Origin of the sequence: Bifidobacterium actinocoloniiforme DSM 22766 (genome assembly GCF_001263395.1) — a bacterium.
GTDB lineage: Bacteria > Actinomycetota > Actinomycetes > Actinomycetales > Bifidobacteriaceae > Bombiscardovia > Bombiscardovia actinocoloniiformis.
On the sequence record NZ_CP011786.1, the window covers coordinates 258,693 to 285,482 of the forward strand.

Sequence of the window (26,790 nt, forward strand, 5' to 3'; positions counted from 1 at the left end):
AAGAGGTGGCAGTGACCCAAGAGTCCGAACAATCCAAGGCCGCGCAGGCTTTTCAGACTGACGGAGAGTGGCAGGACACGCGCGCGGACGCGCCCTTGCACGGCCGTTCCCAAGTCCTGCTTGACCAGGGGCAGTCAGGCCCGGAGGAGGGCGAGGCCGATGAGGCCTGGCAGGAGCGTGAGCGGCGCAATCAGTTCAAACACGTTGAGGGCCTTGGCGAGCTTGAGGATGTCAGCGAGGTCGAATACCGCAAGGTCCGCCTGGAGCGGGTGGTTCTGGTCGGGGTCTACTCCTCGGCAAGCAGCAGCTTGGAGACCGCCGAGGAGTCCCTGAGGGAGCTGGCCGCACTGGCCCAGACGGCGGGCGCCGAAGTTTTGGACGGGCTCCTCCAGCAGCGCGACAAACCCGACCCCGCCACGTACATAGGTTCGGGCAAAGCCCGGCAATTGGCGGATGTGGTGGCCAGCCAGGAGGCCGACACGATCATCGTGGACGACGACCTGCAGCCTTCCCAGCGGCGGGCTTTGGAGGACGCCACCAAGGTCAAGGTCGTGGACCGCACCGCCCTCATCTTGGATATCTTCGCTCAGCACGCCTCCAGCAGGGAGGGCAAGGCGCAAGTGGAGCTGGCGCAGCTGGAGTACATGCTGCCCAGGCTGCGCGGCTGGGGCGGCTCCCTGTCCAGGCAGGCCGGCGGCCAGGCGGCGGGCCAGTCAGGCGGCATCGGCTCCCGTGGGCCAGGCGAGACCAAAATCGAGACCGACCGCCGGGTCATCCGCCACCGCATCTCCCGGCTTAAACGACAAATCAAGCAGATGGCGCCGGCCAGGGAGGTCAAGCGGGGCTCTCGGCGGCGTTATGAGCTGCCGACCGTGGCCGTGGTGGGCTACACCAACGCCGGCAAATCCTCCTTGATTAATCGTATGACCGGCTCCAAGGAGTTGGTGGAAAACGCTTTGTTCGCCACCTTGGACACTGCGGTGCGCCGGGCCAGGGCCCGGGACGGCAGGCTCTACGCCCTGGTGGATACGGTCGGTTTCGTCCGTCGCCTGCCCACTCAGCTGGTCGAGGCTTTCAAATCCACCCTGGAGGAAGTGGGCCAGGCCGATGTGATCGTGCACGTGGTGGATGGCTCCCATCCAGACCCCTTCTCCCAAATCGAGGCGGTCGACAAGGTGCTGGCCACCATTCCGGGCGCTGAGGGCATCGCCCGCGTCCTGGTCTTCAATAAGGCCGACCTGATGGATCCGTCCACCCGGCAACGGATCGGCCGCTTGGAGCCTGACGCCTTCCTGGTCTCCGCAGGCACCGGCGAGGGGGTTGAGGCTTTGAGCGAACGGGTGGAGGCCATGCTGCCCAAGCCCCATGTGCGCGTGGAGGCACGGTTGCCCTATGCGTCGGGGTCGCTCCTGTCCCGCGTGCGCCAGTATGGGAAAGTGCTATCCGTGTCCTACCGTGGCGACGGGGTGGACCTCGTGGCTGATGTGGACGACCGCCTGGCCGCGCAGATCATGAGCCAAGCCATCGAGCCGGATGGATAGGCCTGGAAGCCTACGAGGCGTAAGGGGTTGGCACTCGTCCGAGCTTTCGCCTACGGGCTCTTGGCGTTTGAAACAGCGTGCGCCAGGCAAGGACGGCCGTGGCCTGGAAAAGGTCAGCGATTATGGATACAGTGAATCAGTGAACAGTGATCACCCTTGCGGGGGGTCTCGTATAGAGAGGTCTGACAAATATGGCAGAATCACCCATCAAACCCACTAAGCTCGCTATTGTCGGCGCAGGGGCGGTCGGTTCGACCCTGGCGTTCGCGGCGGCCCAGCGGGGTGTGGCGCGTGAGATAGTCCTGGAGGACATTAACCTGCAGCGGGTGCAGGCTGAGGTGTTGGACATGCAGCACGGCTCCAGTTTCTACCCCACAGTCTCCATTGCCGGCTCCGACGATCCTGAGATCTGCCGGGACGCCGACATGGTCGTCATCACGGCGGGGGCACGCCAGAAGCCAGGGCAGACCAGGCTTGACTTGGCCGGAGCGACGATTGACATCATGCGCTCGATCATTCCCTCCCTGGTCAAGGTGGCCCCGAACGCCCTGTTCATGCTGATCACCAACCCGGTCGACATCGTCACCCGGGCCTCGATTGAGCTCTCCGGCCTGCCCAACCACCAGATGTTCGGTTCCGGCACGAACCTGGATTCGGCCCGCCTGCGCTACCTGATCGCCCAGCAGACCGGGGTCAACGTCAAGAACGTCCACGCTTACATCGCCGGCGAGCACGGCGACTCCGAGGTGCCCCTGTGGTCCTCCGCCACAATCGGTGGAGTGCCCATGTGCGAGTGGAAGGAACTGCCCGGGCATGAACCGCTGGACGCCGCCAAGCGCGAGGAGATTCACCAGGAGGTGAAGAACGCCGCCTACCGGATCATCGAAGGCAAGGGCGCCACGAACTTCGCCATCGCCATGTCGGGCGTGGATATCATCGAGTCAATCATGAACGACACCCACCGAATCCTGCCGGTCTCCTCGATGCTGGACGACTTCCACGGCATATCCGGCGTGTGCATGTCGGTGCCTTCGGTCCTGACCAGGCAGGGGATCAACACCCACATCAATACCCCGCTGTCCGACGGGGAGCTGGCCGCCCTCAAGCGCTCCGCCGAGACCCTTAAGGAGACCGCTTCTCAGTTTGGCTTCTAAGCCTGCGTCAGTCTGATACAGTGGGCCACCCCTCCAGTGGGGTAGACGCCACTCATTCTCATTACCAGACGGAGGCCGGCATGGCTCGCACGCACCAGTGCACTGATCGAACCGCAGCTGATTCGGCGCAGGCTGGCGCTGGCGGGGGCCATGTCGGCCTTTTGGCTGCCAAAAAGCACAGTCGCAGGCTGATGGTCACCCTCAGCCTGTCGGCCAGCGTCTTCCTGGTCGAGGTCGTCGGCGCCGCTATGACCCACAGCCTGGCCCTTTCAGTCGATGCGGCCCATATGGTCACTGACATCGCCACCCTGGGCGCCTCCACCCTGACCGCCGTGCTCATGCAGCGAAGGCCTACGGCCAGACGTACCTGGGGCTGGGCCCGATTGGAGGTCATCACCGCGGCCGTGGGTTCGATGGTCCTCTTCGTCGTCGGGGTCTATGCGCTGGTCGAGGCTGGTCGTCGGCTCTTCGGGGCTGAAGCCCATCAGGTCAGGACGCCCGCTTTCCTGCTCTTCTTCGGTGTCGTAGGTGTGCTGGCCAATCTGAGTTCCCTCTTGGTGCTCTTCCGTCAGCGTGGGGACAATCTCAATATGAAAGCCGCCTTCCTGGAGGTGATGAACGATGCCTTGGGCTCGTTCGCGGTCGTTGTCTCGGCGGTGGTCCTGCTGCTGACCGGCTGGGGCGCTTTCGACGCGGTCGCGGGTGGAGTCATCGCGCTGATGATGATTCCACGTTCGCTCTCCCTGCTGGTAAGCAGCGTGAAGGTGCTCTTGGAGCAGACGCCGGACGATTTGGATATGGACGAAGTGCGCCGGCACCTTGAGGGGGTGCCTGGCGTCGTATCCGTCCACGACCTGCACGCCAGCGCCGTTTCCACCGGCATGACCCAGCTCTCCGCCCACGTCACGGTCGAGACTGGCACGACCATGCGGAAGGCCTGCGAAATCATGGAAAGCATGCAGGAATGCTTGCGCAAGCACTTTCCGATCAGCGTGGAGCACACGACCTTCCAGATCGAGCCCCAGGGCTACCGGGAGGATGCGGGCGAACACTTGGAGATGTGAGCCGTATGCCGGCTGCTGCGCTTTCATGGGCCTAGACGCGCTTGGTCCCGAGGCCGGTCAGTCAAGCAAGGCGCCTCAGCCCCCTAGATGCGACGTAGGACTGTGACGACCTTGCCCATGATTGTGGCTTCCGAGCCGTCGATGGGGGAGTACGCCGGGTTGTGGGGCATCAGCCAGACGTGCCCATCCTCACGGCGGAAGGTCTTGACTGTGGCCTCGTCGTCCAGTAGGGCGGCGACGATGTCGCCGTTCTCGGCCTCGGACTGCTCGCGCACGACTACGAAGTCGCCATCGCAAATAGCCGCTTCGATCATCGAATCACCATGAACCTCCAGCATGAAAAGCTGGCCGGAACCGGTCAAGCGCTCGGGCAGGCGCATCACATCGTCCACATGTTGCTCAGCGGTGATTGGCTGGCCCGCGGCTATTCGCCCGACCAGCGGCACGTCACGGGAGCGCTCGATGGCCTCATCGCGGCCCTCGATGATAGCGGGGAAGTCGATGATGACGGAGCTTGAGCTTGTGCCGTCAGCGGTTGGCTCTGGCCGCTCAACCAATTCAATGGCCCGGCCTTTGTTGGCGTTGGTGCGGATATAACCGAGCTCTTCGAGGACTTGCAGCTGGTGCTTGACCGACGATGGGCTCTTCAGGCCGGCGGCCAATCCGATCTCCCGGTAGGAGGGTGCGAAGCCTTTGGAGGCGAGGTGGGTGCGGATGGCCTCCAGGACGCGCGTTTGCCTAGCGGTAAGGGACGGTTGACCGCCAGGTTGCCGGACGCTATGACGCGCCGCCTCGCCGCCTGTGAAGGGGATGGTGCCCACAGTGACTCCTTTCGCTCTTTGCGGAAGTATAGCCGAAAAAACATAAGAATTCAAACAAATGTTCGAACAAGGCTTGCGTCTGGGCTCGCCTCGCGGCAAGATTAGAACATCTGTTCGATAGAACAAATGTTCGCAAAGGAGTCGAGCATGAGCGCAGCGATGATCACCCGGGTGAATCCAGGGTCTCTGCCCACCTTCGGTCGGCGTTCCAGCGGGCGGGAGCCGTCCAGGTTCCGCCGTCTGGGGGCCATGATCCTGGGTCTGGCCCTGGCCCTGAGCGGGGCTGGACTGGCCATCGGCAATCAGGCTCGTTCGGACGCGGTCGTTCAGGAGGTCACCGCTTACACAGTGCGTCCGGGTGATACCTTATGGACCTACGCCAAGATGGTGACGCCCGCCGGTGGGGATGTTTCCGAGACCGTGGACCAATTGATGGAGCTCAACGGCTTGAGCTCACCCACCCTCCAAACCGGCCAGCGGCTCGTCGTGCCGAAGCGATGAACGCCCGCCTCGACTCGTCGAGGCTTCTTTTTGCGCGCCAAGCGGGCTATCATCGGTTGGTATGCATTGTCCTTTTTGCCAGAACCCAGACACGAAAGTCGTTGATACCCGCATCAGCGACGACGGCTACGCCATACGACGACGGCGCGAGTGCCCCAGGTGCTCCAGGCGTTTCACCACCATTGAGACCTCGGCCCTGCTGGTCAAAAAGCACTCAGGCAATAGCGAGCCCTTTAACAGGGACAAGGTCATAGCCGGCGTACGCAAGGCCTGTCAAGGTCGTCACATCGAGGAGGACGCCCTCAAGCAGCTGGGGCAGCAAGTCGAGGAGGATTTGCGCTCGCGTGGTTTGGCCCAAGTGGACTCAGAGGAAGTGGGCAAGGCCATACTCGGACCCTTGCGCAAGCTGGACGAGGTCGCCTACCTGCGTTTCGCCTCGGTCTACCAGAGTTTCAACGGTCTGGAGGACTTCCAACGGGCCATCGACGAGTTGAAGGCCGAAGACGAGGCCGACCTGCAGGTGGCCGAGGGCCGCTGAAGGTCGTTGGGTTTGGCGGTAGAGACCAGCGTCTTCCTCAGCGTTCTTCGCCTTCCTTGCGTTCCACGATGACCAGCTGCTGGGTGGGCCGCGTCATCGCCACGTAGATGTCCGATGCCGCCGTCAGGCGGGAGGGGGCCTCGTCGGCGATGCGTTCGGGGTCAGTCAGGACGACCCCGTCGAATTCCAAACCCTTGGTCCCTCGCGTGTCAGTCACCAAAATTTGGCGGTCCCAGGAATCCTCGGCAGCTAAACGGTCGGCTGCTTCGCCGCCCGCGGAAGCTCGGTAGGCCTTGCCCACGGCGGCTTTCAAGGGGGCCACTTGGTCTTGGGAGCCGATGACCGCCACCCGACCGGTGCCGTCCTCGGCAATGAACCTGCCGGCCATTTCGGCTGCGGCCTGGGCGGCGGCTTCCACCGCACCGTTATCGTCAGTGACCGTGATTCGGCGCACAGCATCGGGCACGGTGCGCACGGCCTTGAGCGTGGAGACGCGCAGCCCCTCCGAGCGAGCGTATTCGCCGGCCAGCTCCGAAACCTCCCTGGGGTTGCGGTAGTCAATCGTCAACTCGCTCAGGTCCCAGCCATCTTCGCCGAAAAGCTGGTTCATGGTCCTTTCCCAGGAGCGGGTGCCTCCCAAGGCCGAGGTCTGAGCCACGTCGCCGACAATCGTGAATGAGCGCGAAGGGCAGCGACGGATCAACATCCGCCAATCCATGCTGGTCAGCTCCTGGGCTTCGTCGACGACGATATGCCCAAAGGCCCACTGGCGGTCCTCGGCCGCTCGCTGGGCTGCCGCCTGGGAGTCCAAACCGTTGATGTTGTCCAAGAGCATCCGCGAGGTCACCAGCCCGTTGCCTATTCCATTCTGGGCCAGCGTGTCCTTGGCGAACTGTTGTTCCTCGGCCTGCTGTGAGGCCTCGGCCGCCTGCCTGGCGGCCTGCCGGGGATCAGGGCCCAGGAGCTCCATCGCCTCGTCCAACAGAGGGATGTCGGAGACTGTCAAGGGCGATCCCTTGGGTCTCGTCAGGGCTTCCACCTGGCTGGGGCTCAGCCAAGGCGCCAGTCGAGCCAGGAAGGCTGGCCGGGACCAGAGGTTCTCCAGGAGCCACTCCGGCCGCATTGGCAGCCAGGCCAGGTTGATCGCCTTGCGTACGGGGTCGCTCAAGCGCAGAAGGGAGCGGACCCGGGAGAGCTCGTCGCTCTCGGGTGTGTAGTCCAGGCTCTGCGCGTAGCGGTTCTCCATCGTTTGGAGGATGGACTTGACGAAAGTCTCGCGGGCCTTATTGTGGCTCTGGCGCGTTCGCCGGGCATCGGTCAAGGCCTGCTGGACGTCAACCGCCAGCATGGGGACGGCGATGCCTTCGATCCGAACGGTCGGCAGCTCGGCTGGCACCCGCTCCCGGCTGCGAACGGCGCCGGCGATGACGGAAGCCATCCGTCCATCGCCCTTGAGCCTGGCCACTTCGGGTCTGTCGTTCGCTTGGGCCACTACCCCTGGGATCAGGTCCGCTATCGTGCGGCTGAGCACTCCGGTCTCGCCCAGCGAGGGCAGGACCTGATCGATGTAGCGCAGGAAGTCAGGGGAGGGGCCGACCACCAGGACGCCTGACCGTTCCAAGGTGGAACGGTGGGTGTACAGGAGATAGGCCGCCCGGTGGAGGGCCACGGCGGTCTTGCCGGTGCCAGGGCCTCCTTGGACGACCAGGGCATGGGCCATGTCGGAGCGGATGATGCGGTCCTGTTCGGCCTGAATGGTCGCTACGATGTCGGTCATCCGCCCGGTGCGGCGGCTGGACAGGGTGGCCAGGAGGGCCCCCTCGCCGGCCAGGGTGCCCTGGTTGGCGGCCTGACCCACCTCGGGCGAATTCAGGTCCAGAACCTCGTCTTCGATGCTCGTCACGGTGCGGAAGCTCAGGCTGATGTGCCGACGCAGGACGATGTCGCCGTGGGAGGAGGGCGTCGCCTCGTAGAAGGGGCGGGCCGCTTCAGCCCGCCAGTCGGTCAGGATCGGATCGTGGCTTTCGCTGGACAGGCCGATGCGACCGATGTAGCGTCGCTGGCCGTCCTTGTCGTCGAGCCGCCCGAAGACCAGGCGATCCTCGACGGCTCGTAGTTGGGCCAGCCGGTCCTCGTACAGGGAGGCGAAGGAGTCGCGCTCCGTGCGCTGGGTGGGGGAGCCGTGGGAGCCAGCCGCGCGCACTGAGTCCAGGCGGGACCTGGTTTGGGTGCGCAAGGCGTCCAGACGGCCGTAAGCGCGGTCCACGGACCGCTGTTCGTCATGGAGTTGTGAGGAATAGGTTGACATGCGCTTCCTGTCTGTTCCCATGCGCGCTCAAGGCGCGAAGACGCTTCAAACCAAGTTATTCAGTGTATCGTCTGGCCTCTACTTCCCCACCCCTGCTCCGTCGCCTCAGGGGAGGGGCGCGGGGCTGATGGGTCGGCATGGGCGGCGCGTCAGGCTTTGGGCTTATCCGAGGTCTTTGACCGCGGTTTGAGGTTTTCTTCGCCTCAGTGGTGGAGATATGGCTAGGAAGTGGTAGAAAATGGTGATAGGTGGGGTAGAGTGGGGAATATTGCGTTTGGGGGCGCTCGGTCTGGGGCGCAGACGCGATACAACGGGCCAACAATGCCGAGGAGGTGGCAGCGATGGTAGGACAGGAATACGACCGTCCCGTATCGCCGAACCCAGCCTCGGAACGCGATCCCGAGCCACTCCAGCCCTTGCCCCTGCTCCTAGGCACTTACACGCCGAAAATGGACGCCAAAGGGCGCCTGGCCCTGCCCGCCAAATTCCGCAACAGGCTGGGCGCAGGCCTAGTCATGGCCCGAGGCCAGGAGCGGTGCGTCTACTTACTGCCGGCCGACGAATTCCGGCGAATCGCCGTCCGCATCCAGCGCACTTCGATGGGAGACCGCTCCGCGCGCGAATACCTGCGCGTCTTCCTATCCGGCGCCGTGGATCAGGAGCCCGACAAGCAGGGACGGATTCTCGTTCCCCCGATGCTGCGCGAATACGCCCATCTGGACCAGTCCGTCGTCGTGATCGGCGTGGGCACCCGGGCTGAGATTTGGGACCAGGAATCCTGGCAAACCTATCTGGCCAGCAAGGAGCAGGGCTACTCAGACATAGCGGACGATGTGTTACCGGCGGTGGACTTCTGATGGCGGGGACAAGCGAGACCGGAATCGCCAGCGGTTCCTCGCCGCTGGGGCCGATAGAGACCATTCACGCCCCGGTGCTGTTGGACGAGTGCGTCGCCCTGGTCACTCCGGCCCTGGACGGTCCAGATCCCTGGGTCGTGGATTGCACGTTGGGGCTCGCTGGCCACGCCTGCGCCTTCCTGAAAGCGGCGCCCGCCGCCCACCTGATCGGCATCGACCGTGACCAGGAGGCCTTGGGTCTGGCCAGCGAACGCATGGCCCGGGAAGGGTTGGGGGACCGCTTCGTGCCCGTGCACGCCGCCTTCGATCAGCTGGAGGACATCTTGAAGGACCGGGGACTGAAGCGGGTGAGCGCGGTCTTCATGGACCTGGGATTGTCCAGCCTGCAAATCGACGAACGCTCCCGGGGCTTCTCTTACAGCCAGGACGCGCCTTTGGATATGCGGATGGATCCGAGCCAGAGTTTGACCGCCGCCCAAATCCTGGCCGATTATTCCGAAGAGGACCTGGCCCGGATTTTCCAAGACTACGGGGAGGAGCACCACGCCCGACGGATCGCCCGGGCGCTGGCCCAAGCCCGCCAACGGCAGCCAGTGCGCACCTCAGCCCAGTTGGACCGACTGGTCGACCAGGCCGTACCCCGCGCCCACCGGGCTCCCGGCAACCCCGCCAAGCGGGTCTTCCAAGCCTTGAGGATCGAGGTGAACGGCGAGCTGGACAAGCTGGTCCGAACCTTGCCCCAAGCTGTGGCCCGGCTTCGGGTCGGCGGCCGCTTGGTCGTGGAGTCCTACCACTCCTTGGAGGACCGCAGCGTCAAACGTTTCATGGCCTCTGGGCTCCAAGCCAAGCTGCCCCAAGGGCTCCCGGTCGTACCGCAGTCCGCCCGCCCCGTCTTCCTGGACCTGACCCACGGCGCCCGCAAGGCCGATGCCGATCAGGTGGCTGCCAACCCCCGTTCCGCCTCAGTGCGGTTGCGGGCGGTGGAAGTTAGCCGACCTATACCGGCCGAGCGGATCGAACGCTGGCGGGAGGAGTCCAGTCAACCCGTCTACCGAGCCAACATGCACCCTTCAAGGAGACGATGATCATGGCCGCTTCAGCACGTTCCGTGCGTTCTAAAACCGCGCCCGACAAGCGCCGCCCAGCCACCCAGGCCGAGCCCCGCCGTCCCCAACTGAGCCTGATCGAAGGCGGACGCTCCGCAGCCCCGGACGGTTGGGGGGACCGCGCTCGCCGTGTCATCACCTGGGCCGGCACGCGCTCCACGCCGCTGATTCAGTTCGTGCTTTCCGCGGTCTTCCTGATGGCATGCCTGCTGGGCTCCCTCCTCCTGCGCACCCAGATGGTCCAGAACTCGTTCGAGGCCAGCGCCGTGCAAACCTCGATCAGCAAGCTGACCCAGGATGTGCAGGATGACCAAGACAAGTTGGATCAACTCCAAGCCTCGCTGCCTGACAGGGCCCAACAGATGGGCATGGTGCCCCAGCAGGGGACCAACTCCATCGATTTGAACGGGTACCAACCCAGCCCGCAGATGCAGACGAAGAACTCTCAGCAGGGCCAAGCCCAGGTTCAGGGGAAGGCGCCGACGGATAGGGCTGGCCAGCGGTGATCCGCCTGCCAGGGGGCCAGGGCCCAGGGGCATCCGGCTTCCCCAGGCGGTCGGCTTCCCCCTCCCGCCCGCAGTCCAATCCCGTCCAGGGGCGGGGCACCCGTGGCTTGGACGCCCGTTCCTTCGCCATACGCTCGATAGTCGTCGCGCTCATCCTGGCCTTAGTGACCGCTGTCGCCCTGGGCAAACTGGCCTGGATCCAGCTCTTCCAGGGGCAGGCCACCGCCGAGGCGGCGACCCGCAGCAGGACCGTGCCCCACACCCTGAAAGCCCAGCGTGGACGCATCCTTGATGCCAACGGCATGATCCTGGCCCAGAGCGTGGAACGCTACACCATCGTCGGCAGCCCCAAGGCCGCCGCCGACTTCATACCAGTGGATTGCACCAAGCAGACCGAGGGCAACTGCCACGCCATCAACGGCAAGCCGGTGGGCGCGACCGGTCCGGCTGCCGTGGCGCGCATCCTGGCCCCGACCCTGGGCATGAACCAGATGGAGCTCGGCGCCAAGCTTGTGGGCTCCAACAGTTACGTGGTCCTGAAAAAGGATGTGACCCCTCAGGTCAAGCGCGCGATCGATAAGCTGGGGCTGGCCGGCGTGATTTCCGCGGAGCTGAGCAACCAGCGCTCGTACCCCCACCGCGACCTGATGGGCTCCCTCCTGGGCGGTGTGGACGCGAACGGCAAGGGGGTGGCCGGGATCGAGTACATGGAGGACGCGGCCCTGACCGGTAAGGACGGATACGAGGTCTACCAGCAGGGCATGTACGGCCAGCAGATCCCCGGCACTGAGTCCAAGTCCCAGCCGCCGGTTGACGGCAAGGATGTGCGTTTGACCATAGACGGGGACGTGCAGTGGTACGTGCAGAAGGCCCTGGCGGACGGCAAGGCCAAGTACCATGCGGGCTGGGTGATGGCCGTGGTCCAAGAGCCTTCCGCCGGGCGGATAATCGCGCTGGCGGACACTGAGAGCAAGGCGGCCGGCTCCGCTGAGGCCAAGATGAACCCGCCGCTCGTCGTCACGCAGACCTTCGAGCCCGGGTCGATCGGCAAGACGATCACGCTCTCCGGGATGCTCCAGGAAGGCACGCGGCAGATGACCGACAAGTTCACCGTGCCCGACCGGATCAAGGTGGACGGCCAGGAGTATCACGACGCGACCGAGCATGGGCCCGAGCGCTGGACCATGGCCGGCATCCTGCAGAATTCCTCGAACGTTGGCATGGTAATGGCCAGCGATAAGTACACCGACCAGCAGCGCTACGAATACCTGACCAAGTTCGGCATAGGGCAGTCCTCAGGGTTGGGCCTGCAGGGCGAGTCCAAGGGCCTGCTGACGCCGCCGAGCGCTTGGGACCGGCGCACGCGCAACACGGTCCTCTTCGGTCAGGGCTACGCCACCAACGCCATTCAGCTGACCAACGCCGTCGCCACCATCGCCAACAAGGGCGTGCGCAACCAGCAGAGCCTGATCAAGTCGGTTTCCGACGAGGACGGCAAGCCCGGGCAGTCGCCCTCCAGCCAGGCAACGCGCGTAATCGATGAACAGGTGGCGGCCCAGGTGATGAACGGCATGGAATCCGTGGCTGACAAGTTCAAGAACGTGGCCGCGGTGGACGGCTACCGGGTGGCCTCCAAGACCGGCACCGCCGAGGTGGCTGGCCAGGATGGCAGGCTCACCTCGATCATCAGCGATTGGGTGGGCGTCATACCGGCCGACAATCCTCGCTTCGTGGTCACCGTCGTGATGAAGGACCCTCAGGGCACCTTCGGCGGTCTGACCGCTGGACCGGTCTTCGCTCAAATTGGTGAATTCCTTATGCAGAAATATGAGCTGCCTCCCTCAGCCCCGCGCACGGATGCTATCCCTGTTCAATGGTGATAAGCATGAGAGGGAGCGCGCCTGATGCTCGCGAGCCCTATGGCGGAGAGGCGGAGTCATGAGCGCGCTGAGCGAGTCGATCCGCCAACGGATGACCCTGGGCTATTTGCGTGGCCACTACGGTCTGGAGCTCCTACCCCCGGCGGCTGAAGATGTGACCGTGACCTCCTTGGCCGACGACTTGGCTTCGGTACGGCCCGGCAGCCTCTATATGCCGTACTTACGGCCCAATGAGGCCGAGACCACTGCGGAGGGTCTGCCATCCGACGCTGGCCTGGGCGACGATGCGCAGTCCGGCCGGGAGACCAAACAGGGGCGGCACGCTGCGCCTGCAGGGCCATCTGTTCAGGTCGGGTCGCAGGAGCAGGGCGGGTCACCTGTCCAGCCGACGCCAACCACCGCTGACGAAGCGGCGCTGGTCGCGCAGGCCGAGCTTGCGGGCGCCTACGCGGTCCTCCTGCCTACCCGCAGCCCAGGGCAGGAGACTCCTAGCGCCGACATTCCGTTGCTTATTGGCGACTTGGCGCCTGACCAACTGGGCCGAATCCTGTCCAATGCCGCTGGCGACCCTTCCGCGTCCTTGGCGGTCTTCGCCATGGTCGGCGACGATGTGTACGGCCAGGCCGCGGATCTGGCTGACTTCTTGCATACGCTGGGAAATCCGGTCGGGATGATCGCCGCCTCAGGCTCAGCATCCCTGGACCGCCCCCTGGATCTGCAGGGGCCCTTGAGCATGTTCGATCTGCAACGCGCTCTCGCCATCTGTCTGGAAGACGGGGCCGCGGCGGTCGTGATTGAGGCCGACCCAGCCACGTTGCAAGAGGATGCCTTACGCGGCGTGCAAATAGACGTGCTGGCTTTCCCTGACGATGCCGGACCGTCTGGTGGGCCCGTCGGAGCCCTGGCCCGCTTCCATGACGGCAGGCGGGGCAGGGCTTCCGCGGCCGCCCGGCGCTATGGATTCTCATTCGGGGGTAGCACGCAGGTGGCCAGGCGGGGCGATGAGTCCGACGAGATGGCCCGCCAAGCTCTTCCTGGCGGCGATCAGGCCCATCTCAACCAGCTCTCATTGAATATTGCGATGACTGTGGCCGCTGGTGTCAAACGCAGTCACATCCGCAGCGCGCTTGAAGCCTCCCAGGAGCTTTCCTAGGGGCGAAAGGCCACGAGAACATGCATGTACGGAATGGACCCAGGTCCGCTTGGCGGTGCGATGGCCGATGCCGCGGGTGGTCTGGAAGGGACGAGAGGTGACGATGGAAAAGGCTGAGCGGCCGGTGCTGATGCCCATGACCCTGAAGCAGGTGGCCCAAGCCGTCCACGGGCGGATTACGCCCGCTGCGGCGAAGGGCGGGCTGGACCTGCCGATAGCGAATGTGACGACGGACTCGCGGCAGGTGGGTCCAGGCTCCCTGTTCGTGGCGATAGCCGGCGAAAGGGTGGACGGCCACCGCTTCCTGGGCCAGGCAGCCGAGCAAGGCGCCATCGGGGCCCTGGTGAGCGAGGAGCAGGCGGATGCGGACCTGCCCCAGGTCGTCGTCGAGGATACCGTCCAAGCCTTGGGTCAGTTAGCGGCCAGCAATGTGGAGCGCCGCCGGGCTTTGGACGCTCCCTTCACGCTGGTGGCCATCACCGGATCAGTGGGCAAGACCACGACCAAAGACCTCCTGGCCGCCATGCTGGCTAAGCTCGGACCCACTGTGGCCCCGGTAGGCTCCTTCAACAACGAGATAGGCCTGCCCCTGACCGCCCTGCGCGTGGGGCCTGACACCCGCTATTTGGTGGCGGAGATGGGCGCCAGCCAAGTGGGCGACATCGCTTACCTGACATCGATAGCCCCGCCAGATATAGCGGTGGTCCTCAAAGTCGGTGTGGCGCACCTGGGCGTGTTCGGCTCGGTTGAACGGATAGCCCAAGCCAAGAGCGAGCTGGTACGAGGGCTGCGCCCGCATGGCCTGGCGGTGCTCAACGCCGACGACGAGCGGGTGGCCGCGATGGCCCAGCTGGCGCCCGGCCGCGTCCTGCGATTCGGCTTGGGCGGAGCTGAGCGGCCTGACGATCCAGGTCTCGACATGACCGCCAGGGACATCACCACCGACGACCTGGACCGTCCCTCCTTCCAGCTTGAGGCCAGGGGAGAGCGGCCGGTCGCCGCCAGCCTGGCCCTGAGCGGCGAGCACAATGTGATGAACGCCCTGGCCGCGGCATGCGTGGCACATGAGCTTGGCCTGCCGCTGGAGGACATCAGCGCGTCCCTGAGCGCCCAAGGTAGGCGCAGCCCCCACCGAATGGCGGTCAGCCAGGTGGAGGAGGATGGGGCGCGCTTCACGCTGATCGACGACTCCTTTAATGCGAATCCTGACTCCATGAGCGCCGGTCTGAGGGCCCTGGCCTCGTGGAAGGAACCAACCGGGGGCCAGGACGGCGCGGCGCAAGCGGAGCCTTACCGGGTCGCCGTTCTGGGCGGGATGCTGGAACTGGGCGAGGGCACCATGGACCTCCACCGTCAGGTGGGCGCCCTGTGCGTCAGCCTGGGATTAGACGCTCTGGTGGCGGTCGGCGGCGAGCGCGGCCAGCTGACCGACATGGCTGGCGCTATGGTGGAGGGGGCCAGGCGGGCATCCGCCGCGCAAGGGTCCAAGCATGCCGGGATGCGGCTCTTCCAGGCGCCGGACACCGGCCAGGCCGACCGGTTCGTGCGTGACTTGGCCAGCGGCCATCCTGGTTGCGTGGTCTTGCTGAAGGGCTCCCACATGTCTGGGCTGGATGCCCTGGCTGAGCGTTGGCAGAGCGGAAGATTCGGAGAGCAGCAGTGATTTCCCTGATCATAGGCATCATCATCTCCCTGATCGTCACCTTCGGGGGGACGCCCTTGCTGGTGCGCCTGCTGCACGAGCGTCACTACGGGCAGTACATCCGTCAGGACGGGCCCCAGTCCCACCTGGTCAAACGCGGGACCCCCACGATGGGCGGATTGATCGTCAACCTGGCCATCGTCTTGGGTTGGGCGGGCTCCGCCTTCTACCGCTACCTGTCCAGGGGCGATAAGCCTTCCCTATCGGCTATGCTGGTCCTGTTCGCCATGCTTTCGATGGGGATGCTCGGCTTCATTGACGACTTCACTAAGGTACGCAAGAAGCAGAACCTTGGTCTGTCTGTGGCCGGCAAGTTCATAGGTCAGTTCATCCTGGCCACGATTTACGCCGTCCTGGCGCTTCTGCTGCCCACTAAGACCGGTTTCCACTCCGCCCAGGCGGGCATATCGTTCGTGGAACGCCCGATCATCTCCTTCGAGTTCGCCGGACGCGCGGTGGCCATCATCCTGTTCGTCTTGTGGGTGAACCTGTTGATGACGGCTTGGAGCAATGCGTTCAACCTGACCGATGGCTTGGATGGCCTGGCTTCCGGTTCCTCGATGATCGCCTTCACTGGTTATGCCATGATCGCTTTCTGGGAGTCCTACCATGTGAGGGGCGGCAGCCACGCCGGTCATTCGTACGCGGTGTCCGACCCCTTGGATCTGACGATCATCGCCTGCTGCGCTGCCGTGGCTTGCTTCGGCTTCCTGTGGTATAACACGAATCCGGCCTCCATCTTCATGGGCGATACGGGCTCCCTGGCCCTGGGCGGCCTGTTCGCGGCCCTGTCCATCGCCACCCACACTGAGCTTCTGGCCGTGATTCTGGGTGGCTTGTTCGTGATGGAGACCGCCTCCGACGTGATCCAGGTGGGCTTCTTCAAGATGACCCACAGGCGCGTGTTCAAGATGGCGCCCATCCATCATCATTTCGAGCTGCTGGGTTGGCAGGAGTCCAAGGTCGTGGTCCGCTTCTGGATGATCGAGTTGATTTTCGTGCTGATGGCCTTGGTCCTGTTCTACGCGGATTGGCTGGCCAGGTCGGGCTTGGCCCTATGAGTCCTGGGCGCAGGCGGTTTGGGCGAACGGATGAGTGAGCCGCGTGGATTATGTGGATGAACCTGGAGGATGCGACGATGAATATCAGCGATAAGCGTGTGCTGGTGGCTGGATTGGGCGTATCCGGCCGCAGCGCGGTCCAAGCCTTGCAGGGGAGGGCCCGGGCGGTGACCAGCGTGGATGAACGAGCCCAGGACGCTGACTTATCCTCCTTCGACCAGGTGGACTGGAGCCAGGTGGATGTGGTCATGACCTCCCCGGTTTTCAATCCGCGCACCCCTTTCATCCAAGAGGCCCAGGAGCGTGGGATCCCGGTCATCAGCGAGGTGGAGCTGGCCTGGGACCTGCGTGCGCCCGCCGCCAAGACCGGGCGGCCCGCCCCCTGGATCGGCATCACCGGAACGAACGGCAAGACCTCCACCACCAGCATGACCGCGGCTATGATGAGTTCTTCGGGCTATGACGCGCCTGCGGTCGGCAACATCGGCAAGGCCGTCTCCCAGGCCGCCCTGGACCCCAGCCACGACGTCCTGTGCGTGGAATTAAGCTCCTTCCAGCTCCACTTCACCAACTCCCTGGCCCTGGAGTGCGCCGCCATCACCAACCTTGCGGCGGACCACTTGGACTGGCATGGGGGCTTCGAGGCCTACGCGGCCGACAAGGCTAAGATTTACCGGGGCGTGCGCAAGGCCCTGGTCTACAACGCTGACGACCGGCGGGTGAGCGTGATCGCCGCAGCCGCCCAGTTGGCCCCAGGTTGCCTGCGTGTGGGCTTCACGCTGGGGCAGCCCGAAGCGGGGATGATCGGCGTCTCGGATGGTTGGATTGTCGACATGAGCGGAGTGGCCGGTGGCCCGGTGGGCCAAGCCGAGCGCATCGCCCCCCTGCGCGGCTTGCAGGGGATGAGCGAGCCGGACGGGCGCGTTTACCCCCACCTGCTGGCCGATGCCCTGTGCGCGTTCGCCCTGGCTCTTGGCGCGGGCGCCGATCGGGCCGCCGCTACCAAGGCCATGGCCTGCTTCAAACCAGGCGATCACCGCATCGAAACGGTAGCCCAGCTAGGAGCGGGCGCCGATGCCATCCGCTTCGTCGACGATTCCAAGGCCACCAACGCTCACGCCGCCCGAGCCTCCCTGTCCAGCTACCAGCCCGGGTCCGTGGTCTGGATCGCCGGAGGCCTGGCCAAGGGAGCGCGTTTCGAGGACCTAGTGGCCAGCCAAGCCTCGCGCCTGGCGGCTGCCGTCGTCATCGGCCGCGATCCCGAGCCCATCCTCCAAGCCTTGTCCTCGCAAGCCCCGAAGCTGCCGGTAGAGCGGGTGGAGCCAGACCCCGCCGATTCGGTCATGGCCCGGGCCGTCGCGGCCGCCGGCCGGTTCGCCAAGCCAGGCCATGTGGTCTTGTTGGCGCCGGCCTGCGCGTCAATGGATCAATTCAAGTCCTATGCCGAGCGAGGGCGGATGTTCGCCTTAGAGGCCGAACGATGGGTCAATGGCCATGAGGCTGCCTGATTTCAACCTACAGGTCAAGCCCCGATCCGCCTCCTCTGGCAAGGGGCGTACCAGTGATGGCGGGCGTGTGAGGCGACCGGCGGGTCCTGCGAAAACCGCAAGCAAAACCCCGGCAGCGCGTGCGCAAACCTCCTACCAGGGCGTCCGGGCCCTGCTCAACCCCTTGTGGTGCTACTACGGGTTCATCACCATAGTGGTGGCCCTGACCGTCTTCGGCCTGATGATGGTCTTCTCCAGTTCCTCCGTCGATATGGTGGCCCAAGGCAATTCGCCTTGGAGTCAAGCCATCCGTCAGTCCGGCTTCTGCCTGGGGGGTTTCGCCCTCGCCTTCGTGGCCATGCGGTTCAAGGCCTCCACCTACCGCAAGGTCAGCCTGCCCGCTGTGTGGTTCGGCCTCTTCTTGCAAATGCTCACCTTCACCCCCTTGGGTCGGGCGGCGGGTGGCAACGCAGGCTGGATTTTCATCGGTGGCTTCTCCTTGCAACCGGCAGAGGTGTTGAAACTGGCCCTGTGCATTTGGCTGCCCGGCGCGCTGATCGACGCGGCCGACCGCAGCGGGCAGGGCGAGGGCCTGAAGGCCTACTGGCGTCCGGCGGCTGGTTTCCTGGCCGCCTTTGGCCTGATCATGGCGGGCAAGGATCTGGGCACGGCCATGATCATCGTATTCATCGGCCTGGTCGCTTTCTTCGTCTCGGGCTTCCCCCTTAAGTGGTTCTTCACTGCCGCGGTCGCCGGCGTAGCCGGGATTATCGGCTTCTTCGTCCTGGGGCACGGTAACCGCATGCAGCGGATCATGGCCGCATACGGCGAGTGCTCTTCCGACGATTTGAAAGGCGTGTGCTACCAATCAGTCCACGGCTTGTACGCGATGGCATCGGGCGGGTTGACCGGCGTCGGACTGGGCAATTCGCGTGAAAAATGGAACTACCTGCCCGAAGCCCATAACGACTTCATCTTCGCGGTGATCGGCGAGGAAACAGGATTCATCGGGGCCGTTATCGTCATTCTGGCTTTCGTGGCGGTGGGTTGGTGCATGTTGCGCGTAGCCTTGACCACGCCGGATCCCTACGCTCGCATAGTCTTGGTCTGCATGGCTTTCTGGATCGTCGGCCAGGCCCTGATCAACATCTCCGTCGTCCTAGGCCTCCTGCCGGTCATGGGCCTGCCTCTCCCGTTCGTCTCCGCCGGAGGCACGGCCCTCGTCCTGTGCTTGGTGGCGGCGGGCGTGGCGGTTCCGATGATGCGAACCCACCCCGACATCCAAGCCGCGGTCTCGAAGATTTAAAGGCTCCGATCGCCCCGGATCATTCGTCAGTGGTCCGGCTATGCTCGTATCTGGACGATTCTGGTGGAGGAGAGGGCATGAGCTCACAGTCAGCGGTTCACGTGGTCTTAGCCGGGGGCGGCACAGCGGGCCATGTCAACCCCCTGCTCTCGGTGGCGGCGGCGATCAAGGCGGAACGGCCCCGCGCCCGCGTATCGGTCATCGGCACCGCGGTCGGCCTGGAGCAACACCTGGTGCCCGAGGCGGGCCTCGACCTCGATGCGATCGACAAACTGCCTTTCCCTCGTAAACCTAATATGCAGGCCCTGCGCTTCCCGGGCCGCTGGAGGCGGCAGGTGAGGCGGACCCGGACGATTCTGCAAACCCGCCAGGCCGACGTGGTGGTGGGTTTCGGCGGTTATGCGTCCGCGCCGGCCTACCGGGCGGCCCATCAGATGGGGCTGCCAATCGCCCTGCATGAGCAGAACGCCAGGGCTGGCATGGCCAACAAGTTGGGCGCGTGCTGGGCTGATTACATTGGCACCGCTTACGATTGCACTGGTTTGAAGCCGCGTCGCGGGGCCAGGATCGAACGGGTGGGGCTGCCATTGCGCCCGGCCATTGCCAGCCTGTGCGAGCAGGTGGAGCGGTCGCGGGAGCAGGCGCGGCGGCAGGCGGCCGCCAGTCTAGGGCTGGATCCCGAGCGCCCGGTCCTGGTCGTCACCGGCGGCTCCTTGGGGGCCTTGAGCCTGAATCGGGCGGTCAGCGCTGCGGCTCCGGCTCTCTTGCGGACGGCGCAGGTGGTGCACCTGACCGGTAAGGGCAAGGCCGAGGCTGTGCAGGAGAGCGTGGCTAAGCTAGCGGGGGACGAGGCCGTCAACGACCTGGACCCCTCGCACGCGGGCCGGGGTGACTACCATGTCGCCGCCTACTTAGAGCGCATCGATCTCGCTTTCGCATGCGCTGATTTGATTCTCTGCCGCTCAGGTGCGGGCACGGTCAGCGAGCTGACCGCCCTGGGCCTGCCGGCGGTCTATGTCCCCCTGCCGGTCGGCAATGGGGAGCAGCGCTTCAACGCCCAGCCGGTCGTGCAAGCCGGAGGCGGCCTCCTGGTTGAGGATCACGAGCTGACCTCCGACTGGGTGAGCCGCGAGTTGCCGCCCCTGTTGGCCAACCAACCCCGCCTGCAGGAAATGGGGCGCTCGGCATGGTCGTACGGCATTCGTGACGCCGCTCAGGCCATGGCCCACAGGGTCTTGGACCTGGCCGACGCGCACGGTTAGGGGACTGAGCACAGGCCTTGTGAGCGTTCCTGGCGGAAGGTCGCCAAAGGCAGCCGACTGAGCAGGCCGACAGGCATAATGGATGCAGATGACGATTTAGGAGATGCCTCTTGTCCCAGCAGTCCACTAGTTCATTGAGACCCGACGCGCTCGACCCCACCAGCCGGGTTTTCGAATCGGGCAAGCCCACGCTCCAGGACTTGGGCCGTACCCACTTTATCGGTATCGGCGGCGCCGGCATGAGCGTCTTGGCCCTGATGCTCAAGCAGGCGGGGCTGGAGGTCACCGGCTCTGACCGGCAGTCCTCAGCCAAGACCCGCGAGCTGGAGGGCTTGGGCATACCGGTGTCCATCGGGCAGGCGGCCGGCAATGTGACTGGGGCGCGCACGGTGGTCTGGTCCTCAGCCATCAAGCCGGATAACCCGGAGATCATGGCCGCGCGCGCCAACGGCAGCGTCCTGGCCCACCGCTCCGATATCCTCGCCCTCCTGCTGGCCTCCCATACCGGGGTAACCGTGGCCGGAGCCCACGGCAAGACCACGACCAGCGCTTTGCTGGCCCATATCCTGTCCACTGCGGGCCGCGGACCCCTGGCTGACCCCTCCTATGCGGTGGGCGGTTCCATTCAATCCGCCCAAGGCCCGCAGGACGGGGGCCACTTGGGCTCCGGCCAGGTTTTGGTGGCAGAGGCCGACGAGTCGGATGGCTCCTTTGAGAAATACCATCCTCACATTGCTGTGATCACGAATGTGGAAGCCGACCATCTGGACCACTATGGCAGCGCCGAAGCCTTCCAAGCGGCCTTCGCCGAGCATGCGCGCCATGCTCAAGGCTGGGTCGTGGTCTGTGGGGACGATGACGGAGCGCGAAGCCTCCTGGCGCACTTGCGCGGCGACTGCCCGGCCCGGGTGGTGGTCTATACAACGGCTGACGAGGATCAGATTGACGAAGAAGGCTGGGATTCCTGGGCCCATGTGGCCCGTATCGAGGCTGAGCGGGAGAGTGCCGGCTCGGGTGCCGAACGCTTCCAACTGGAGCTTCCCCCCGGGTTGGGGGATCGCTCCGACGAGGACGTGGACGGGCGGACCCTGTCCGTCGAGCTGGCTGTGCCAGGCATCCACAACGCCCGCAACGCCAGCGCAGCCATCATCGCGGCCATCCTGCTTGGCATGAACCCCACCGATGCATGCACGGCCGCCTCTTCCTTCCAGGGCGCCTCCCGTCGTTTCGAGGTCAAAGGGCAGGAACGCGGCGTCACCGTTGTGGACGACTACGCGCACCATCCCACCGAGATCGCCGCTCTTTTGGCGGCTGCCCGCCGCCGTTACCCGCGCTCGCGCATCCACGTCCTCTTCCAACCCCACCTGTATTCGCGCACGCGATTTTTCGCCAGTCAGTTCGCCCAGGCCCTCGCGGCGGCGGACGATGTGGTCGTCACTGGCATTTACCCGGCCCGCGAGCGCCAGGAGGACTTCCCGGACGTAGGGCCGGAGACGATTGTGCGCAACTGGCAGCGGCTGGAGGGCTCATCTAAGGCTGATTCAGCGGGGCAGGGCCGGGGCTGCCGCATGGAGACCGTCGAGAATCTTCGGGAAGGCGCGGAACGGTTGGCGGACCGCGCTCGCAAAGGCGATGTGATAATCACCGTAGGGGCCGGCGATGTGACGCGGATGGGCGCAGTGATCCTGAACCGCCTGGCCGATGAACCCGAGCGCGGAGGGAAGAGTCCTACATGAGTCGGCGTATTGCGAGCTCAGGCGCTTCCTCGGGCGAGGGGGAGGAGGTTCAACGCGGTCAAGGAGCTTCCTCCAGTCGTTTGGCCGCCGGTCGCTCAGCAGCGAATCGAGCGGACAAGGCAGGGGCGCAGAAAGGCAAGCCCCGGCTCCGCCGCCGTTCAGCGAGCGGTGCGGCTCAGCGCTCGAAGGGCGCTCGGAAGGCCTCAACCACGCAGGGTGATGTTCCCGTGCGCATCGGCCAAGGCGCATCAAGGGCCTCCAAAGCCTCCAGGGCGTCCAAAGCGCCGAAACGCGCCTTGCGGACCGACGGCATCAGCAAAGGCGTAACGCGTTCGGCTGGTGGTCGCGAGTTGGCCCGCCGGACGCGCGAACCCCGCGAAGTGGTCGGATCAGGCACCGGCACCGGCCCGGTTTCAGCGCGGGCAGACCGTCGGGTCGCCAGCGGCCGCACCAGGTCCTCTTCCGGTGATTTCGTCGACGCGCGCGCCCTTCAGTCCGACGATGCGATCCTGGAGACGATGACCAGCCCAAAGAGCCAAGGCATCGGCGTCTTCGTCAAACCCAAGGTGGTGGACTTCAAAGCCCGCTTGCTTGAACGGCAGAGGGCCCGCAGGCGTACGCTGGCCATTCGATGGGGCGTTGCGCTCGCCTGCGTCACGGCGGTCACCGCCCTGGTCTGGCTCCTATGCTTTTCGCCAGCGCTGGTCATGCAAGCGGAACATATCCATGTCTCGGGCGGTAATCAGTGGGTTTCCAACGAGGAAATAGTTGATATTGTCAGGCGTCAGGACGGGCGCTCGCTGGTCCTCGTCTCCTCAGGTGGGATCGAAGGGGAAATCAAGGCCCTGCCCGGGGTTACCGACGCCAAAGCCTCAAAACGTTTCCCCCATGGGATGGACGTGACCTTCAAAGCCCAGGAGCCAGCCGCGGTCCTGAAGTCAGCGGACGGCAAGATTACCGCGGTCGACAAGAACGGTCGGGTTCTCAATGCGGTCGGCGCATCCGCCAAGGGCATCCCGCAAATCGAAGTGAGCTCGGTCGACAAGGGAGTGTCCGATCACGCCGTGCAGCAGGCCTTGAAGATTCTGGCCGCCCTTCCTGAGCCGATGCGGCAAGCGGTCACCAAGGTCACCGCCAAGACCCAGGATTCCGTCACCACCGAGCTGGACGGCGGTCAGCGCGCCATCATCTGGGGCGATGCCTCAGACCTCAAACTCAAAATGGCGGTAGTGGACAAAATCATCAATGACCCTTCGAAGATAGGAGACAAACACCAGGTCGATGTCTCCGCCCCCCTGCGGCCCATCATCAAATAGCAAGTAAACCGCGCTTATTTGCCTGCCATCAGCAGGTCGGTGTCAATCGGGATGGTGACCGGACCATCGTTGAGCAAGCGCACGCGCATATGCGCTCCGAACCGCCCGGTCTTTACGGCCAGCCCATGCCCCTCCAGCGCCCGGTTGAGCTGCTCCCATATGGCTTTAGCGTTTCCAGGTTCGCCCGAGTCCACAAAGCTGGGCCTGTTGCCTTTCTTGATATCGGCAAAGAGCGTGAACTGCGAGACTGACAGCACCTGACCGCCCACGTCCAGCACCGACTTGTTCATCTTTCCGACCTCGTCCCCGAATATGCGCATATTCGCGATCTTGCGCGCCGCATACTCTACCTGCGCGTCCCCGTCCGAGTCCGCCACGCCGACCAGCAGCAGCAAGCCGTGGCCTATCCTCTGCTCCTCGAAAGACGTGTCCGGTTTCCCGCTGATTTCGTCGACGACATCAACACCGGCTTCGCTCACCCGCTGCACGATAATCTTCATGCCTTAAGTCTAAGCCAGCCCCGACCCGATGATGTTCCGCCTTGAGGACGGCCGCCAGCCGGTTTGCAAGCTTGATTTGTCAAGGCCGACAGTCTCCCGTCTCCTGCGATTCTCACGTGACCAAGGACTGGTGCGACTGGAGATAGCCGATCCCGCGAAGGACCGCGAAGCCGCTGCATCTCGTTTGGAGGCTAAGTATGGTCTTAAAAAAGCCTTGCTCGTCTACGACGCGTCGCACGACCGGAGGATACTCAACGAGAAGTTAGGCGAACGGGCGGCGGGATACCTGGCCTCCATTGTCCGAGACCACGATCGCATAGGCATCAGCTGGGGGAGGGCCCTGGAGGAGGTGGCCAATCATCTGCGTCCCAGCAGCTGCAAGGATGTTTCGGTGGTTCAGCTCAAAGGCAGCGTATCCGTCTCGGATATGAACAACTATGCCAACGATATCAGCAGGAACTTCGGTGCCGCCTTCCAGACCAACACCTTGGCGCTGCCATTGCCGGTGATCTTCGACAGCGCCGTGACCAAGGACATCGTGATGCGGGACCGGTTCATAGCGGATGTGTTCGCTGCCGGGAAAGCGACCAACATCGCCATATTCACCTGCGGCACCGTTCGAAACGATGCCATGCTGTTCAAGCTGGGCTACTTGGATAAGAGCGAGACAGCGCGCCTGCAGGCCCATGCGGTCGGCGATGTCATCTCCCACTTCATCACCGCCGACGGCTCCCTGGCTGACGCTGACATTGATGCTAAAACGGTGAGTTTGCCCCTTGGCGAGGTGAAGGAGAAGGAGTACTCCATCTTGGTGGTCGGCGCCGCGCCCAAGATCTCGGCCATACGGGGCACCTTGCTGGGTGGCTACGCCAACGTCCTGATCACTGACTACGAATCCGCCCTGAGTTTTCTGGCCTAGTGCGATGCCGCGCGACCCTAGTGACTCCAGGCGCTCGCTGCCATGCGCATGAGAGCGTCCGTCGGTTTCGTGCGGTCGATCGATGGGAGCTTTCCGGCGTCCTTGCCGAAGGCTGACTTGGATAGGGGCGCGGGAATACATGGAGGCGGGGGAGTGTAGGGTATAGTGGAAGGCCTGGCGGCAACGCCATGTTTGATAATTGAATATTGGGGCTGATCGGTTTCGACGGTGACCTGTTCGTCGCAGGGAAGCGTGCCGAGAACGCGGGGGTCCACTCGTTAATGCCCTCCCGCAACAATCAAGTGCTAAATCTAACCGCACTGAGTTCGCTCTCGCTGCCTGAGTTTTAAACCAGGATTAACCAGCGAGCTACGGCTCCGTTCACTCTCTTTCGTTTCCGGGGAGATGCTGAGCGTCATTTAGGAGACTTGCTTGAGCTGCCGCGTCACAGGACGGCTCAGGGACTTTTACTGTGACTATGCCCGCCATCCGCCGTCTGCGGTATGGGTGGGGGCAGAAAAACAGCCATACGGCCAGCAGACTACGCACGTAGAAGACTGAGGGTACGGTCACCGGACCGGGGTTCAATTCCCCGCAGCTCCACCAACATCGAAGCGCCATCCCGTGAGGGGTGGCGCTTTTTCGTTGCAATATCAGTAGTTTTGAGCCATTCTTGCGCGCGCTCCTATAATGGGTTACGCGGGGTTAAAGAGGCTTAAAAGGGGCTTCTAATTGGACAGCTAATTGGACAGGATTGGTCATGGGAAGAACGAGGGCATTCGGCAGCATCGCCTACAAGCCATCCAAGCAACGGCTCACACGGATCGTGGCATCCTTCCTGACCCCGCAGGAAGCGTTCGCCACATGGCCCAATCTGGCCGAGCGGCAAAGCAAGTCATTTCCGCCTGGCCAGGAGGACGAGGCGCGAGCCTGGTTGAGCATGGCGCACAAGAAGATAGAGGCCGGAGTATGGGAGCCTCCTGTGGCAGTCAAACAACGGGAGAAGTCGGCCCGTCTTACACTGGGGGAGTACTTCCCACAATGGCTCGAGGACCGCACCTTCAAGGGGCGGCCGTTGAAAGCAGGCACCCGGTACCGGCTGAGGAAGGATGTTGAGAACCACATTCTGCCTTGGTTCGGTGCCATGCGCCTCATCGACATCACCCAGGCCGAAATAGACCGTTGGCTAGCCTCCATGCCCGCAGAGCAGACCGCTATGAAGTCCAACGCGTTGAAGGCGCTGCAAGCCATCCTCAGATCCGCAAGCCAACCCGGCCTGCACGGAGAGCCAGCCTTGATTCCCGTGTACCCGTGCACCAAGTCCCTGCCCAAGCCCGAACGGCGCAGCCAGACTGTGCCCGCCACGCCGGAACAGGTCAAGGCCATTTATGACGCCATGCCTGAACGCTATCGTATGGCCGTTTACTTGGCCGTGTTCGGTGACGGGCTGCGCATAGGCGAGGTGTGTGCGCTGCAACGGCGGGACATCGACCTCACCTCACGGACGCTGCATATCCGTCGCGGGCGCGTGACCATGGATCGCTCGAAGACGACCGACACACCCAAGACCGACCGCAGTATCCGCGACGAGCGCATACCGCCCCAACTGGTTCCATTGCTCCAGGACTTCCTCGCGGAATACGTAGGCTCAGCGGGAACGGCATGGCTCTTCCCGAAAGTGAAGGATTCTTCCGCACCCGTGCATCCCAACTCTTTGCGCGCCTGGTATGACGACGCCAGGAAGGAAGCCGGCCGACCTGATCTGCGCTTCCACGACCTGCGCCACACCGGCCTGACCTGGCTGGCGGCCGAGGGTGCCACCGTCCGCGAGCTCATGGATGCGGCCGGCCACGCTGACGTGAACACTGCCATGCGCTACCAGCATTCCCTCGACACCCGAAAGGACCTGCTGGCCGAGCGCCTGGGCGACAAACTCCTGCCGGACGAGACGCCGGAGATTCTGCGAGCGCGGATCGCAGATCTCGAAAAGAGGATTCGGAAGATGCAGCGGGAGAGGCGAAGCCTGCGCGAAAAGTTGAAAACGCTGGAGGCACAACTCTAGAACGCAGAAA

At 64.3% G+C, this 26,790-nt stretch carries 22 protein-coding genes and 1 other RNA gene; 20 read left to right on the plus strand and 3 right to left on the minus strand.

The genetic code is table 11. The features are described 5' to 3' along the window. Nucleotides 1-95 precede the first annotated feature (95 nt). The 3 genes from hflX to AB656_RS00905 all read left to right on the plus strand — a co-directional run bounded on the left by hflX (nt 96) and on the right by AB656_RS00905 (nt 3,759). Nucleotides 96-1,541: a GTPase HflX gene (gene hflX / locus AB656_RS00895; RefSeq protein WP_033504677.1), complete on the plus strand. Its 1,446-nt coding sequence runs from the start codon at nt 96-98 to the stop codon at nt 1,539-1,541. Nucleotides 1,542-1,732: 191 nt separating this feature from the next. Beyond that, nucleotides 1,733-2,695, plus strand: a complete 963-nt coding sequence (locus AB656_RS00900; protein WP_033504629.1) for an L-lactate dehydrogenase — start codon at nt 1,733-1,735, stop codon at nt 2,693-2,695. Nucleotides 2,696-2,775: 80 nt separating this feature from the next. Next, the gene (locus tag AB656_RS00905) at nt 2,776-3,759 is read left to right on the plus strand and encodes a cation diffusion facilitator family transporter (protein WP_081924813.1); all 984 of its coding nucleotides are present in this window, start codon (nt 2,776-2,778) and stop codon (nt 3,757-3,759) included. Between the two features lie 83 nt (nt 3,760-3,842). Here AB656_RS00905 and lexA read toward each other — a convergent pair whose 3' ends face one another. Continuing rightward, complete coding sequence (gene lexA / locus AB656_RS00910) at nt 3,843-4,580, minus strand: transcriptional repressor LexA (protein WP_051905212.1); 738 nt, start codon at nt 4,578-4,580, stop codon at nt 3,843-3,845. Nucleotides 4,581-4,727: 147 nt separating this feature from the next. Between lexA and AB656_RS00915 the strand changes: the two genes are divergently transcribed. Both AB656_RS00915 and nrdR read left to right on the plus strand, forming a co-directional pair. Continuing rightward, nucleotides 4,728-5,081, plus strand: coding sequence for a LysM peptidoglycan-binding domain-containing protein (locus AB656_RS00915; RefSeq protein WP_236681884.1), 354 nt, complete (start codon nt 4,728-4,730; stop codon nt 5,079-5,081). A 61-nt stretch (nt 5,082-5,142) separates the two neighbouring features. Next, nucleotides 5,143-5,619 carry a transcriptional regulator NrdR gene (nrdR, locus tag AB656_RS00920; RefSeq protein ID WP_033504628.1) on the plus strand — a complete coding sequence of 159 codons (477 nt, stop codon included), beginning with the start codon at nt 5,143-5,145 and terminating at the stop codon, nt 5,617-5,619. 37 nt (nt 5,620-5,656) lie between these two features. On the opposite strand, the gene AB656_RS00925 is transcribed toward nrdR, so the two are convergent. Beyond that, nucleotides 5,657-7,927, minus strand: coding sequence for a HelD family protein (locus AB656_RS00925; protein WP_033504627.1), 2,271 nt, complete (start codon nt 7,925-7,927; stop codon nt 5,657-5,659). Nucleotides 7,928-8,268: 341 nt separating this feature from the next. Here AB656_RS00925 and mraZ point away from each other — a divergent pair, with 341 nt between their 5' ends. From mraZ to AB656_RS07555, 12 genes are all read left to right on the plus strand, one after another. Then, the gene (mraZ, locus tag AB656_RS00930) at nt 8,269-8,784 is read left to right on the plus strand and encodes a division/cell wall cluster transcriptional repressor MraZ (protein WP_033504626.1); all 516 of its coding nucleotides are present in this window, start codon (nt 8,269-8,271) and stop codon (nt 8,782-8,784) included. A gap of 44 nt (nt 8,785-8,828) precedes the next feature. Beyond that, a complete protein-coding gene (rsmH, locus tag AB656_RS00935; RefSeq protein WP_236681908.1) occupies nt 8,829-9,869 on the plus strand; it encodes a 16S rRNA (cytosine(1402)-N(4))-methyltransferase RsmH in 1,041 nt (346 codons plus the stop codon). Nucleotides 9,870-9,871: 2 nt separating this feature from the next. Then, on the plus strand, nt 9,872-10,396 hold the full coding sequence (gene ftsL / locus AB656_RS00940) for a cell division protein FtsL (protein WP_236681885.1): 525 nt from the start codon (nt 9,872-9,874) through the stop codon (nt 10,394-10,396). A 107-nt stretch (nt 10,397-10,503) separates the two neighbouring features. Further along, nucleotides 10,504-12,276, plus strand: coding sequence for a peptidoglycan D,D-transpeptidase FtsI family protein (locus AB656_RS00945; RefSeq protein ID WP_033504670.1), 1,773 nt, complete (start codon nt 10,504-10,506; stop codon nt 12,274-12,276). A gap of 58 nt (nt 12,277-12,334) precedes the next feature. Next, on the plus strand, nt 12,335-13,429 hold the full coding sequence (locus tag AB656_RS00950; protein ID WP_034982995.1) for a hypothetical protein: 1,095 nt from the start codon (nt 12,335-12,337) through the stop codon (nt 13,427-13,429). 127 nt (nt 13,430-13,556) lie between these two features. Continuing rightward, nucleotides 13,557-15,092 (plus strand): UDP-N-acetylmuramoyl-tripeptide--D-alanyl-D-alanine ligase, encoded by a 1,536-nt coding sequence (locus tag AB656_RS00955; RefSeq protein WP_033504667.1) that lies wholly within the window; start codon nt 13,557-13,559, stop codon nt 15,090-15,092. Continuing rightward, nucleotides 15,089-16,192, plus strand: a complete 1,104-nt coding sequence (gene mraY, locus AB656_RS00960) for a phospho-N-acetylmuramoyl-pentapeptide-transferase (RefSeq protein ID WP_033504624.1) — start codon at nt 15,089-15,091, stop codon at nt 16,190-16,192. The genes AB656_RS00955 and mraY overlap by 4 nt, the downstream gene beginning before the upstream one ends. 77 nt (nt 16,193-16,269) lie before the next feature. Beyond that, a complete protein-coding gene (murD, locus tag AB656_RS00965) occupies nt 16,270-17,700 on the plus strand; it encodes a UDP-N-acetylmuramoyl-L-alanine--D-glutamate ligase (protein ID WP_033504666.1) in 1,431 nt (476 codons plus the stop codon). After that, nucleotides 17,681-18,985 (plus strand): FtsW/RodA/SpoVE family cell cycle protein, encoded by a 1,305-nt coding sequence (locus AB656_RS00970; RefSeq protein WP_236681886.1) that lies wholly within the window; start codon nt 17,681-17,683, stop codon nt 18,983-18,985. The genes murD and AB656_RS00970 overlap by 20 nt, the downstream gene beginning before the upstream one ends. A 77-nt stretch (nt 18,986-19,062) precedes the next feature. Next, nucleotides 19,063-20,247 (plus strand): UDP-N-acetylglucosamine--N-acetylmuramyl-(pentapeptide) pyrophosphoryl-undecaprenol N-acetylglucosamine transferase, encoded by a 1,185-nt coding sequence (locus AB656_RS00975; protein ID WP_033504623.1) that lies wholly within the window; start codon nt 19,063-19,065, stop codon nt 20,245-20,247. A 110-nt stretch (nt 20,248-20,357) separates the two neighbouring features. Further along, the gene (murC, locus tag AB656_RS00980; protein ID WP_051905214.1) at nt 20,358-21,983 is read left to right on the plus strand and encodes a UDP-N-acetylmuramate--L-alanine ligase; all 1,626 of its coding nucleotides are present in this window, start codon (nt 20,358-20,360) and stop codon (nt 21,981-21,983) included. Then, nucleotides 21,980-23,299, plus strand: coding sequence for a cell division protein FtsQ/DivIB (locus tag AB656_RS07555; RefSeq protein ID WP_081924815.1), 1,320 nt, complete (start codon nt 21,980-21,982; stop codon nt 23,297-23,299). Before murC ends, AB656_RS07555 begins: the two co-directional genes overlap by 4 nt. A gap of 14 nt (nt 23,300-23,313) precedes the next feature. On the opposite strand, the gene dtd is transcribed toward AB656_RS07555, so the two are convergent. After that, complete coding sequence (gene dtd / locus AB656_RS00990; protein ID WP_033504622.1) at nt 23,314-23,799, minus strand: D-aminoacyl-tRNA deacylase; 486 nt, start codon at nt 23,797-23,799, stop codon at nt 23,314-23,316. A gap of 76 nt (nt 23,800-23,875) precedes the next feature. Here dtd and AB656_RS00995 point away from each other — a divergent pair, with 76 nt between their 5' ends. The 3 genes from AB656_RS00995 (at nt 23,876) to AB656_RS01000 (ending at nt 26,780) form a co-directional block, all read left to right on the plus strand. Beyond that, complete coding sequence (locus AB656_RS00995) at nt 23,876-24,718, plus strand: sugar-binding transcriptional regulator (RefSeq protein ID WP_158336150.1); 843 nt, start codon at nt 23,876-23,878, stop codon at nt 24,716-24,718. Between the two features lie 208 nt (nt 24,719-24,926). Continuing rightward, nucleotides 24,927-25,324: a transfer-messenger RNA gene (gene ssrA, locus AB656_RS07560) on the plus strand. 154 nt (nt 25,325-25,478) lie between these two features. Next, the gene (locus AB656_RS01000; protein ID WP_033504621.1) at nt 25,479-26,780 is read left to right on the plus strand and encodes a site-specific integrase; all 1,302 of its coding nucleotides are present in this window, start codon (nt 25,479-25,481) and stop codon (nt 26,778-26,780) included. Nucleotides 26,781-26,790 lie beyond the last annotated feature (10 nt).

What these genes read in the sequence shown, in the direction of transcription:
- AB656_RS00900 (WP_033504629.1), top strand. Translation starts at nt 1,733, where the DNA reads ATGGCAGAATCACCCATCAAACCCACTAAGCTCGCTATTGTCGGCGCA.
- AB656_RS00905 (WP_081924813.1), top strand. Translation starts at nt 2,776, where the DNA reads ATGGCTCGCACGCACCAGTGCACTGATCGAACCGCAGCTGATTCGGCG.
- AB656_RS00915 (WP_236681884.1), top strand. Translation starts at nt 4,728, where the DNA reads ATGAGCGCAGCGATGATCACCCGGGTGAATCCAGGGTCTCTGCCCACC.
- nrdR (WP_033504628.1), top strand. Translation starts at nt 5,143, where the DNA reads ATGCATTGTCCTTTTTGCCAGAACCCAGACACGAAAGTCGTTGATACC.
- AB656_RS00925 (WP_033504627.1), bottom strand. Translation starts at nt 7,927, where the DNA reads ATGTCAACCTATTCCTCACAACTCCATGACGAACAGCGGTCCGTGGAC.
- mraZ (WP_033504626.1), top strand. Translation starts at nt 8,269, where the DNA reads ATGGTAGGACAGGAATACGACCGTCCCGTATCGCCGAACCCAGCCTCG.
- ftsL (WP_236681885.1), top strand. Translation starts at nt 9,872, where the DNA reads ATGGCCGCTTCAGCACGTTCCGTGCGTTCTAAAACCGCGCCCGACAAG.
- AB656_RS00950 (WP_034982995.1), top strand. Translation starts at nt 12,335, where the DNA reads ATGAGCGCGCTGAGCGAGTCGATCCGCCAACGGATGACCCTGGGCTAT.
- murD (WP_033504666.1), top strand. Translation starts at nt 16,270, where the DNA reads ATGAATATCAGCGATAAGCGTGTGCTGGTGGCTGGATTGGGCGTATCC.
- AB656_RS00970 (WP_236681886.1), top strand. Translation starts at nt 17,681, where the DNA reads ATGGCCATGAGGCTGCCTGATTTCAACCTACAGGTCAAGCCCCGATCC.
- AB656_RS00975 (WP_033504623.1), top strand. Translation starts at nt 19,063, where the DNA reads ATGAGCTCACAGTCAGCGGTTCACGTGGTCTTAGCCGGGGGCGGCACA.
- AB656_RS07555 (WP_081924815.1), top strand. Translation starts at nt 21,980, where the DNA reads ATGAGTCGGCGTATTGCGAGCTCAGGCGCTTCCTCGGGCGAGGGGGAG.
- dtd (WP_033504622.1), bottom strand. Translation starts at nt 23,799, where the DNA reads ATGAAGATTATCGTGCAGCGGGTGAGCGAAGCCGGTGTTGATGTCGTC.
- AB656_RS01000 (WP_033504621.1), top strand. Translation starts at nt 25,479, where the DNA reads ATGGGAAGAACGAGGGCATTCGGCAGCATCGCCTACAAGCCATCCAAG.